The sequence below is a fragment of the Mesorhizobium escarrei genome, from assembly GCF_935825525.1.
Classification (GTDB): Bacteria; Pseudomonadota; Alphaproteobacteria; order Rhizobiales; family Rhizobiaceae; genus Mesorhizobium; species Mesorhizobium escarrei.
This window is the reverse complement of the sequence record NZ_CAKXZT010000101.1, coordinates 44,886-55,890: the sequence shown is the minus strand read 5'-3', so window position 1 is coordinate 55,890 and position 11,005 is coordinate 44,886. Positions and strand designations below refer to the sequence as shown.

General features: G+C 58.7%; 5 protein-coding genes and 1 pseudogene. 4 read left to right on the top strand and 2 right to left on the bottom strand.

Annotated features, from left to right (window positions below; genetic code table 11):
* Nucleotides 1-1,160: pseudogene (locus NMG80_RS37755) on the bottom strand (hypothetical protein); the annotation flags it as partial.
* 1,922 nt (nucleotides 1,161-3,082) lie between these two features.
* On the opposite strand from NMG80_RS37755, the gene NMG80_RS06640 reads away from it, so the two are divergent.
* The 4 genes from NMG80_RS06640 to NMG80_RS06625 all read left to right on the top strand — a co-directional run bounded on the left by NMG80_RS06640 (nucleotide 3,083) and on the right by NMG80_RS06625 (nucleotide 7,571).
* Complete coding sequence (locus NMG80_RS06640) at nucleotides 3,083-3,427, top strand: hypothetical protein (protein ID WP_077376423.1); 345 nt, start codon at nucleotides 3,083-3,085, stop codon at nucleotides 3,425-3,427.
* Nucleotides 3,428-3,829: 402 nt separating this feature from the next.
* Nucleotides 3,830-4,720 carry a SctD/MshK family protein gene (locus NMG80_RS06635; protein ID WP_254017400.1) on the top strand — a complete coding sequence of 297 codons (891 nt, stop codon included), beginning with the start codon at nucleotides 3,830-3,832 and terminating at the stop codon, nucleotides 4,718-4,720.
* Nucleotides 4,721-4,951: 231 nt separating this feature from the next.
* Nucleotides 4,952-7,003, top strand: a complete 2,052-nt coding sequence (gene sctV, locus NMG80_RS06630; RefSeq protein ID WP_254017399.1) for a type III secretion system export apparatus subunit SctV — start codon at nucleotides 4,952-4,954, stop codon at nucleotides 7,001-7,003.
* A gap of 58 nt (nucleotides 7,004-7,061) precedes the next feature.
* A complete protein-coding gene (locus tag NMG80_RS06625) occupies nucleotides 7,062-7,571 on the top strand; it encodes a tetratricopeptide repeat protein (RefSeq protein WP_254017398.1) in 510 nt (169 codons plus the stop codon).
* Between the two features lie 459 nt (nucleotides 7,572-8,030).
* Here the strand turns inward: NMG80_RS06625 and NMG80_RS06620 are convergent, their stop codons facing one another.
* A complete protein-coding gene (locus tag NMG80_RS06620; RefSeq protein WP_254017397.1) occupies nucleotides 8,031-9,563 on the bottom strand; it encodes a hypothetical protein in 1,533 nt (510 codons plus the stop codon).
* Nucleotides 9,564-11,005: the final 1,442 nt, after the last annotated feature.

The following is an 11,005-nucleotide window of genomic DNA, read 5'->3' as shown; positions in this document are numbered from 1 at the left end:
AAGTTTGCGCCCGCCGCCGACGCACTCGCATGCGCCTCGCTCGCGCTCACGAGCTTCTTCGTGCCCAGATCCGAGCGCACGAGAACCTTGGCTGCTTGCGCCGAGTCGCTGACGGCCGCAACAACTTGCGGCTCGGGCCGCCCGGCCGCCGAACTCCCAGCGCCGGCGGCCGGCTTGTGGTTGCCTTTCCCTTTCTTGCGCGCTGCGGTGCCTTCGGTCATTGCAGCCTTGCCGGCAGTTTCGGCTGGTATCACAGCGCCAGCGTCGGGCGGCAGTGCAACGGCTGGCGGCTTCGGCTGCAGTTCCAGCAAGTGCATAACCTCGTGCCCGACGATCCACGCGCCTTCCACGATCTGGCTCAACAGTTCCAATGGGAGGTCGGCACTTGTTTGGTGATCGTTTAGGGCGGTCCGGATGACTTGCAACTCGGACGCAAACTCCGAAAGCCGCTCGATGACTCCTTCCAAAACGGCGCAGTGATCTGCGTCGAGTGGGTGCCCACCGCTGCTCAGAACAGCGTTCTGTGTCGAAAGGAATGCCGGTAAAACGTCGCCGCTGAAGGCTTCCAGCAGACGCACTCGCCCATTCTCAACCATGAGGATTTCCCTGACGGGTGCGTCGAACGTGCTCGCCTGCGGCTCGATCTTCGCCCGCGCGAGATCGATCCGAGATTGCAGATACACGAGCTTGCTATGCACTACCGAGCCGGTTGCCAGCCGCAGCGTGGCCTCTTCTTCCTGCCGCATCTTGGCTGTTGCACTTGGCAAGCTGGCAGTGGCGCGCCAGGCGGCTCGCCCCTGTTCGCTGTGCGCTACCTTCTTTTTCCACCAATCCACGCAGGCCGCATGCGCCTCCACCACACTCTCCGGGGTAGCCGTGGATTGAGTCAGCCCGATCGCTAATCCCTTGATTTTTTCTCGCAATTTGCGGATATCCGGTACCGCAAGGCGGCTATATTCTTGCACCGAATCCCACACGAGGTAGCGGCACTCAATCACCTTGCTGTCCTGAATTGTCCGCGCCACAGCCGGGGCTAGGCTCCTGTAGTGGTCCAGAGCTGCTGAGCCTGCAGCGATGACCTGATCGACCGGCCCTTGCACGCCCGGTTCTTGCCTGGCCGCCTTATAGCGAGCGTCCGCTACCGCCAGCAGAATGTCCATTCGTCGCTTTTCCTTCACTTCTTCGTCTGACAAGGAAAAGGGGACTGTCACATCCGAAGTTGGCGGCTCGCTGGCGACCGGCGCCAGGGCGGCCGCACCCTCCGACGTTGAGTGAACACTGCGCCGCCGCGAATTGGCTGGACGTGCCGCGCCAGTTGCATGCCGCGCAGGTTCCAGGGTTCGGCCTACGCCAACGACTGGACCAGACGGCCTGTCGCGCAGGGCATCATCGGCACCGCGAACGGAGGGCGTCCTTCTATCTATATTCACGGAGCGCATCTGCTCCACGACGGCATGGAACGCTTGGCCGCCCTGCCCAGGGGCAAGACTTGATTGCGAGCGCGAACTGCTCGCCTCCCCCGCACTGCTGGCTCCCTTTTCAGTCCGCGATCTTCCAGATCGGCCAATGCCCGTCATATTCCGTCTCCGTTATTAGGCGAGAATGTCTATGCTGTTAGGGGCCGATGTCGCTAGGCCCTCGTGTAACAAGGCATTGATGAGCGCAATCGCCAGATGGCACGTGGCATGGCGTCTCGGAAACAACGGCATCTTTTCCTCAGCCGTCCCGGTCAGCCGGGGCCCACGACGGCCAAAGTGCACCTTCACTAGCCGCCCAAGATCGGCCAGCCTCGCACGCTCCCGTTTCCCGGCACTACTCTTCGTGCACTTACACCGAAGATCGGCTGCCGCCTTGAACCGCTTCGGCAAAACTCATCGGAAACGCGCCCCACAACCTTGACTTCCTGATTGCTTTTGTGCCGCCGGCTCGAACTGATTTGCCTCGTCAGCTTCGCAATGCGTGTCTAATGCGGATCGGACGGGTACCAATTGCTATGCCAGCATTTGCACTGCTATCTTTACGTTGGCTTCGGGTCGGTTAGGCACGGCAAGTCTAGATAAACCGCTTGGCTGACGATTAGCTGACGGAGGGTTTCTTCTGGACGCCGACATCCGACCTCAAGCGTTTAACCATTGACGACAACACGCTGGGCCTACACCGGCCTGCAAAAGCGCCGTGTCAGGTCGTCGGGGTTGCGGAGACGCTGTCACTTTATCTAGGGTTACGTGAGGGGACAAAACGCTGTAGCACAGGCTCGGTTCCAGCCTGAGACAGCGTCGAGGTGACAGCGACGTATGTGGATGCAGAGCTTTGGAATCGACAGAGATCGCCCGTGCTGACACGGGCTGCCTCTGCGGCTCTCCAGCTCTGATCGGCTGAATTCACGCACAATCCGGCGTGGAGCAACGCCCTTGGATCTCGCTGGATTCGGCGGCGAGCCTGAGCTCCTCGGTGTGACGAGAAGGAGGAGCGCCGTGCTGTCAAATGGAGGCGAAACGTCGTTCCCGTTCGTCATGGGCCGGAAAAGCCCGAAGTTGGTGGTGTGACCTGGGTGCGGTGATGCGCCCCCGCGTCCAGCTACTAATGAAAATCACCGAGGGGGTTATGCTGCGATCAGATCATCGCTGCCCTCAGCAGCATCTGCCGATGCTGAGGTGAGATATCGTCCGGAAGTGCAGTTGTGCTGTCGACACTGCCGCTTGCTCTGGCGCAGGTCGGTATCTGAAGACGCTCCGGCCAAGCAAGGGCTCGGAGTTCGCCTATCGCGGCCTCAGCCCGCCACCGCGAGAAAGCTGGGAATATCTGCGTTGCGGCTCCATACAATGTTATCATAGCAAGGAAGCCTTGGAAATTTGTCGGAAGAATGTCGGCGGCTGTCAGGCTCCTGTCAGGCCCTATTCCTGCTGCAGAGCGCAGTGCCTACCTTTACCGCTTTGCAGGAGCCCGAACCCTGCTCGATCATTATTCTCCGGTAGCCGCTTTTTTGTCCAGACTCGTCAGGTTCTCGAAAGCTCCTGCTCGTAGCTTGATGAGATTATCTTTTGGGCGTCGCCGTCGATTGAAACGGATGCAGGAGTACTTGATGATCGCGGGAATTGGGAGTGGAGTTGGCAACATCGTTTCCTTGGCCAGTAGGGGGCGTGGAGATCCGAACAGCCAACCACAGGACCCGTCCACTGGCCAAACTGGTCACAACAAGCCGGTTGGTGGGAATGATGACCCGAACAAGCCGGTTGGCGGGAAAGACGACGATAGCAAGCCGGTTGGCGGGAAAGATCCGGTGGACGGTCAGACCATCTCTGGGGATGAAGCGCAAGCTCTAGCTGACGCCTTCGAAACAGTTCTCCACTCCGTTGCGCTAACTATTTTGAACGATGCCATGGCTGATGCCGACGAAGCGCTAGCAGACACTGAAGAGGATGCCTGACGCTGGATGGTCCGCGTCAGGAGGTGGGTGCCGTGGTAACGGCACAGTTTCAACAGAAAGGAAAACAATATGAGTAAAGCAGGTACGGCTACCAGTGCGGCTGGTACTGGCACTTCGATCGCTGCAGACGTAGCTACCAAAACCGCTGGGAATGCGGCTTTCCAGGCGCAAATCGCCGAGCTAACGGCGGTTAGCTTGGAAGCTACGGCTAGGAGTATACAGCTGCGCACCGTTACGACCAACCTCAACACAATCAAGAAGGCGGCCGACGAGCGCGTTCAGTAGTGTTGGAAGCGGGGCTCTAGGGTAGCCCTGATCGCGTCGCCAGGTGGCGCGATGTGGAACCGAAATGAGCCGCACGGCAATTGCCGTGCGGCTTCTCTCTTGTTCGGGAGGTCATCCTTGAATGACGCCGTTTCTCTTAATTTCGAAGTTCTGTCGGGGCTCTATTGCGGATTGACAGGTAAGACTGCTCTCGAAACGAGCTTAATCGGCAGCGGCTTAGACGCCGATATGATCTTCGTCGAGCAAGGATTGGCACCGCATCATTTTCGTATAACTCTTCTTGGCAACTCGATCGAGGTCGAGGCGCTTGCAGCCGGACTCAGCATCAAGGGTAAGCGGAATATCGCCGCGGGCGACTGCGCTGTGGTGCCACTTCCTGCCGTCGTTCTCGCAGGCGAGATGTCCATTCTCTGGTCCGTGCAGGATGAAGTGCTAAGTGGTCCGATCGGCATACCACGCCTCTCGATGCGTGTTCTGGCCATGGTAATGGTCAGCTCTCTAGCGGTCGGTACGCTCTCAGCCATTTTCTCCTATAACGGGGACGGTGGTGCATCGAGACTCAATTCACCCAGTGTCGATCATGAGTCGAAGCGGACCAATCACCGCGCCAACGACCAGATTGCGGAGGCAGCGGCCAAAGAGCTGCAGGAGGAAGTCGATAGGGCGGGTCTACTCAATGTTAAGGTCGGCTCGGCAAGGGGTGTTGTGACAGCGGAGGGTACCGTCACGTCTGAAACAGTCATCGGTTGGCGGAAGCTCCAGGAGTGGTTCGATCATCGCACCAAGGGCGCTCTAGCACTGGTCAATGGAGTGCTCATAAAAGACGAAAAGGCGCCATCCGCAATCGCAGTTGAAGCCGTTTGGCATGGTTCTCAACCGTATCTTATCATAGATGGTGAGAAGTATTTTGTTGGCGCCGTTCTGGATGATGGGTGGACGGTCGACAGGATCGAGGACGGTCGTGTGCTGCTGAGCCGTAATGGCCGCCTTGCTGCTCTCCCGTACTAGTCCGCACCTACTATCAGAATTGTATGGCCAGCAACCATTCTGCCGCGCCCGGTACCGACAAACCTGGACAGACTGAAACACCTGCTGACCAGCCAACTTCGCGCATGTCTCTGGTTCTCATGCACAGTCTGCCGCTGGCGGGCCGCCCAATGTGGACGAGGCTCTCAGACTTCGAATGCTACGCTTCACTGCCTAGCAGAATAATCTCAAGCGATCGTAAAGGGGGCCTCGATGGCCAACGTCCTGCGTAACTTCATCAAGCGTTCGCCGGCCAACCCGGACCTAATGGTCGCGTTGATGCTGCTTCTGGCTATCGCTATGATGGTCATGCCTATCCCGATCGTGGTGGTCGACGCGCTGATAGGATTCAATATGGGATTGGCCATCCTGCTGATGATGGTTGCCCTGTATGTCAGTACTCCACTTGATCTCTCCTCTTTGCCCGGCATCATTTTGCTTTCCACCGTATTCCGCCTGGCCCTCACCGTCGCAACGACGCGCCTGATCCTGGCCGAGGGGGAGGCAGGCGCCATCATCCATACGTTCGGCGATTTCGTGATCTCGGGCAATATCGTGGTGGGTTTCGTCATATTTCTGGTCGTCACCATGGTGCAATTCATGGTCCTGGCGAAGGGCGCCGAACGCGTAGCAGAAGTGGCGGCGCGCTTCACGCTCGACGCTCTGCCGGGAAAGCAAATGGCGGTCGACGCAGAGCTACGCAACGGCCACATCGATGCGAACGAATCTCGCAGGCGGCGCGCCGCATTGGAGAAGGAAAGCCAACTTTACGGCGCGATGGATGGCGCGATGAAATTTGTGAAGGGCGATTCCATCGCCGGACTGGTGGTTATCTTCATCAACATGTTGGGTGGAATATCGATCGGCCTGCTCTCGAAGGGCATGTCCTTCGGCGATGTGCTGCATCACTATACTCTGCTAACGATAGGCGACGCATTGATATCGCAGATTCCGGCCCTGCTGCTCTCAATTACAGCGGCGACCGTCGTCACTCGTGTCACTGGGGCGGCGAGGGTCAACCTTGGTACCGAAATAGTGAATCAGCTCACGGCCAGCAAGCGACCATTGCGGGTGGCAGCTTGCGTCCTGGTTTTAATGGGGTTCGTTCCTGGCTTCCCCCTGCCCGTCTTTTTGATATTGGCCGCAATCTTCGCCGCGATAAGCTTTGTCAAAGGCGATGTTGTCGATACCAGAACTGGAGCTGCAGGCGACACTCAAAAGCAAACCGCGCCCGCGCAGGAATGTCCGATCGCTTTCTTCCTTGCGCCAGACCTGATGCAAGCGATCGAACAAGTCGAATTGCAGCAGGAGATTGCGCGGGTTTCGCAACTAGTCTCAGCCGATCTAGGCATTGTCGTTCCCCCCATCCCTATCACCGTCGACCAGCAGTTGCTGGAGGCGCAGTTTCGAATAGACATCGAGGGGGTGCCAGTTGAACAGGATGTGTTAGATTCGAGCCAGCTAGTGCTCAAAGACGATGTGGCGAACATCGAATCGAGCGGTATCCCCTTTCGGCGTGATCCAAAAACGGACAGACTCGTGGCCGACCAAAGCCATGCACCGGCTCTCAAGGGTGCCGGCATCACGCATTACGGTCCTGGCGAATTCCTCGCGTTGCGCATCCATACAGCGTTGACCCGCTTCGCACCGCGGTTGGTCGGTATTCAGGAGACCCGCCAATTGATAGGCCGAATGGAGCAGGACTATTCTGATCTGGTGAAGGAGGTGCTGCGCACCACGCCGATCCCTCGGATTGCGGATGTGCTGCGCCGGCTCCTGGATGAAGGCATCCCGATCCGCCACACGCGGCTTCTCTTGGAAGGGTTGGCGGAGTGGAGTGAACGTGAGCAAAACGTCGCACTGCTCACGGAATATGTTCGTTCTGGTTTGAAGCGGCAGATCTGTCACCGCTATGCCAATACAGAGGGCATCGTGCACGCCTTGGTCGTCGAACGTGAGAGTGAGGATGTGATGCGTAGTGCAGTTCGAGATTCGGCTGCAGGTCCCTTCCTCGTATTAGAGGATCGGCAAAGCGAAGCGCTGCTGTCACAGATGCGTCAGATCCTTTCGAACGCAGCACCGGGTCAGACCCGCCCTGTCGTTTTAACCTCAATGGATATTCGACGCTTCGTCCGCGGCTTTTTCACCCGAAACGGGATCGATCTTGCCGTGCTGTCTTATCAAGAGCTCGCCTCCGATTTTACAATTAGACCCGCCGGTTCCGTCAAACTCCCGCCTGAACTGATCAGTGGTCTATCAGATTAAAGCCAATCCGCCTTGCAACTACTGAGTAATAGCGCCCCGTTATAATTGAGGATCAAACATGAATTCATACCATAATACAGTTGTCAGACCATTTAGGTATTTTCGTCTGAACTCACTTCTCTTTTCTGTACTCGCACTGCTGCCTCTCGGCGGTTGCGCCAGCTTGGACAGGCCTGCTCTTTCAGTGAAGGAGACGTCATCCCCAGAGCTGCTCAACGCCAAGCAAATCGATCCGGCTATGCGCGAACGCATCTTGCGGGCAGTCGGCCAGGATGCTCAAGAGCGGGCTTTGCGCGATGAGCTGAAGCAGCACCCGGACAATGTCGATGCGGCGATCCGTCTTACGAATGCGTTGGTGGCCCAGCAGCGCGCGCATGAGGCGCTTCAGGTAGTCGACACGGTCTTGGTTGCGGCCCCAGGAAATTTGCGCGCATTGAACGCGAAGGGAGTGATCTTGGACCTTGATGGGCGGCATGACGCAGCACAGGTGCTGTATCGGCAAGCTCTCGAAACAGAGCCTGGGAATGAGATGGTGCAGCACAATCTCAACCTGTCGCTTACGCTTTGAAGGAAGTCCGGACGGAGTGCGTTGGCGCGGTCCGCCTAGCTGTGCACATGCACCGCATTGCATGCACATATCAGAGCCTCGCAATCCGGCTCTTATTTCATCGAGTGGCAGCCGCCAGCTACTGCCATTCGCCAAGACTGATGTCGGAGCATCACCAGAAGCTCAGCTCAGCAGCTCGTTTTGTGGGCGTTTGCCGGCACGCAACGCAAGAGGCCACAAAGGCCCGGGAACGAAAGGTGACGCGGTCGCTCTTGAAGAGAGATACTCGATGCCCTCACTGTGAGGCTGACCCGCAAGCAAGATCGTCGCGGCGCGGCAGCTTTAGCTGTGCGTCCTTCTAGGAGCCGCGCCGAACTGCTGGGCCTTCGAACCTCAAGCACCGCATCGTTTATCGGCATCTGCTTACGGATCATGGCGTCGCGCAGCCGAGCGAGACGCGTCGAGGTCGATCCGCAGGCTTCAACTCCTTGGCCGCCGCCAAGTGTTCAAGCTACTTCTGCGTGGGAAAGGGGTAGTCTTCATGCAATCGATGGAAATAGCGGCTTTTCCGTTACCCAAAGCCTTGGCCAGTCTCTGTGGCTCGGACAACATCACGTTGAGCCGGACAGTTTTGTCGTGCGCGTCTTGTATTTGCGCAGGCGTGAGTAGGACGCGTCGACGAGGGTCATCCAGTGCGGCGAGACAGGCCTGCATCTCGGTGACCTGCGTTTGCAGGAGCTCGACCACGGTGCCCACGGCGTTTTCGGCGTCCTCTGGCTTCATCTGGCGCGCTTCCGGACCAGGCAGATCGAACTGCAAAAGTTTGTCCGCCCGTGTGACTAGTTTCTTCAGGGCCTCCACCGGCACCGGGGCTTGCCACATCTCCAAATCTGCCGCCCAACTCGCATGCGCTTCATTCGCGCTCACGAGCTTCTTCGTGCCTGGATCCGAGCGCACGAGAATCTTGGCTTCTGGCACAGAGTCGCTGACGGTCGCCACGATTCGCGGTTCCGGCTGCCGCGCGGCCGAAGCCCCGGCGCCAGCTGGCGGCTTGATGATGGCTGGCGCGTTCGGCTGCAGCGCGAGGAAGTGCATGACCTCGTGCGCAATGATCCTGGCATCGTCCACGATCTGGCCCAAATGTTCCAATGGGAGGTCGGCACCTGCTTGGTGATCGTCTAGTTTGGTCCGAATGTGCTGCAAGGCCGTCGCAAAATCCGAAAGCCGTCCCATGACTCCTTCCAAAACAGCGCAGTGATGTGCGTCGAGTGGGCGCCCATTGCTGCGCAGAACAGCGTCGCCCGTCGAGAGGAATGCCGGAAAGACGTCGCCCATGAAGGTTCCCAGCAGACGCACTTGCTCGTTCTCACCAATGAGAATTTCCCTGGCGCGTGCTTCGAACGTGCTCGCCTGCGGCTCAATCGTAACCCGCGCGAGAGCGATCCGAGATTGCAGTTGCATGAACTTGGTATTCAGCGCCCAGCCGGCGCGCAGCCGCAGCGCGGCCTGCTCGACTTGCCGCATCTCGGCTGTTGCACCTGGTAAGTTGGCAGTGGCGGCGCAGACGGAGCGCATCATTTCGCAGCGGCGTGCCTTCTTTTGCCACCACTCCATGCAGGCCGCATAGTGCGTCGCCACGGTGGAAGCGGCTTGGCTCAGCTGGTCGTGTGTGGCGTTGGATTGGAGCAGCATGAACACTTTAGCCGCACGGTTCCTATGCGCTTCCAGGGAGGAGATAGTACTGGAGCCTTTTGCGTTGCATTTGTCCCCCACGCAAAGGGCATGATCGCGGAGTCGACGGGCCTGATTGTCGGACAGAATGCTACGCGCTACAGACAAGGGCAGGCTCGCTCGGCAGCCCAGAACCGCAGAGGTTGCATCAACGACCCGATCGCGCAGCTCTTGCTTCTTCTCCGAGTCCTTGGCCTGCCCGGCCGCATCACGGCAATCTCGGAGTTCGTCAAGCAGGCCTTGCATTCGTCGCCTTGCTGCGGTGACATCTTCGTCGGTCACGGGAGTCGCACCGACCATACCCGAAGCAGACACCTGGCTTGTGACCGGCGTTGCGGCTCCACGCCCCGACACTGAGCGAAAACGGCGCCGCTGCTCAGTACCTGCGCCTGGCCCCGAGGTTGCACGTAGCGCAGTATCCAGGATTCGGGGTGTAGCAGCCGGGCCAGCGAAGACCTTCGTGCAGTGGCGACGGATGACGTCGTTCTATCGAGGCACAGAACGCATCCGGTGGGCTCCCCACGGATACCACCTGATTCCCAGCGTGAACTGCTCGATCCGGCCCCAGCATTCCCAATGCGCGATCTCCCAGTTCGGCCAAGGCCCGTCATATTCCATCTCCAGGTCGGCAATAGGCTGTCATGATGTTGAGGGCTGATGTCGCTCAGCCCAGTGCCTCAGGGCTTTCACCCCGAAACTTGGTGGGTTGAGTATTGCTCTCAAGTTTGCGGGGATTAGGAGCGGGTCGGTCGCACACCGCCTTTCACAGGCACCGTTGCTCGCCGTGACGCCGATGGGCTGCCACTGGAACCTGCACCGGCTAGGTGCATCCGGCCGAACGAACGGTTCCGCAAATCCCTTCCGGCGTTTTTGCTCGACGGCCAGCAACTGATTTGTTTCGTTAGCTTCACCAATTGGGCCAGTGAAAATAGGAACGAGCCAGCAGTTCGACCATACATTACGTCCGCACCCCATGTTTCGCATTGAGTTCAGCCTGAATAGGCGCGGCAGGTTTGATAGGCCGTGTGGCTGACGTCTAGCTGACGAAGGGGCTTCTCCCGGATGCACTAAAGACGGTGCGACCTAGCCTAAGCATCAGCGGTCAGGATCAGGATGCGGCTCACTGCGGCCCGAGTTGTGTACGTTAAGTTCCGCAATAAGCGGCTTGGCATTCAGCGATTACACTGGCGGCGCCGCACAGCCCCGTCTTAGCGGAGCGGCGGTACAATGCGGCCGCGTTAGGCGGCCCTAATTGAATGACGCGGTCAGCTTGCCTCGGATCCCTGACATCTGCTTTTCGGGGCGTCGCACCTGATTTTTTCAGAAGAGATGCAGGGTGGTTCGATCCGGCACTGACCCTTGAGCGGGGGGGCTGGTTTGAGCCGGTGCCAGACCGAACCGTCTCAGGGCAACGCCGGCTATCTCGTGGAAGATTGGGACAACGCCGCGGCTAAACGGTGGCGATAATGTGTCACGGAGTCACCAATTCCAACACGCACTTCGCAAATGTGACTAGACGTTTCGGAAACGGCGCAGCGCAGCTGGCTTTGGCCAGAGCTCTGCAGTTCGGCCGCGAAAACGCGAACCTTGGCTGTGGGACTGACCGATCACTGCGGTCGGATGGAAGAAGGAACACTCCCAATTGATTCCGCAGCTCGACGGGCGACACACACCACCGTGACCAGCAGGTGCGGTTCGACTGGAATCGACCAGACCCTCAGGAA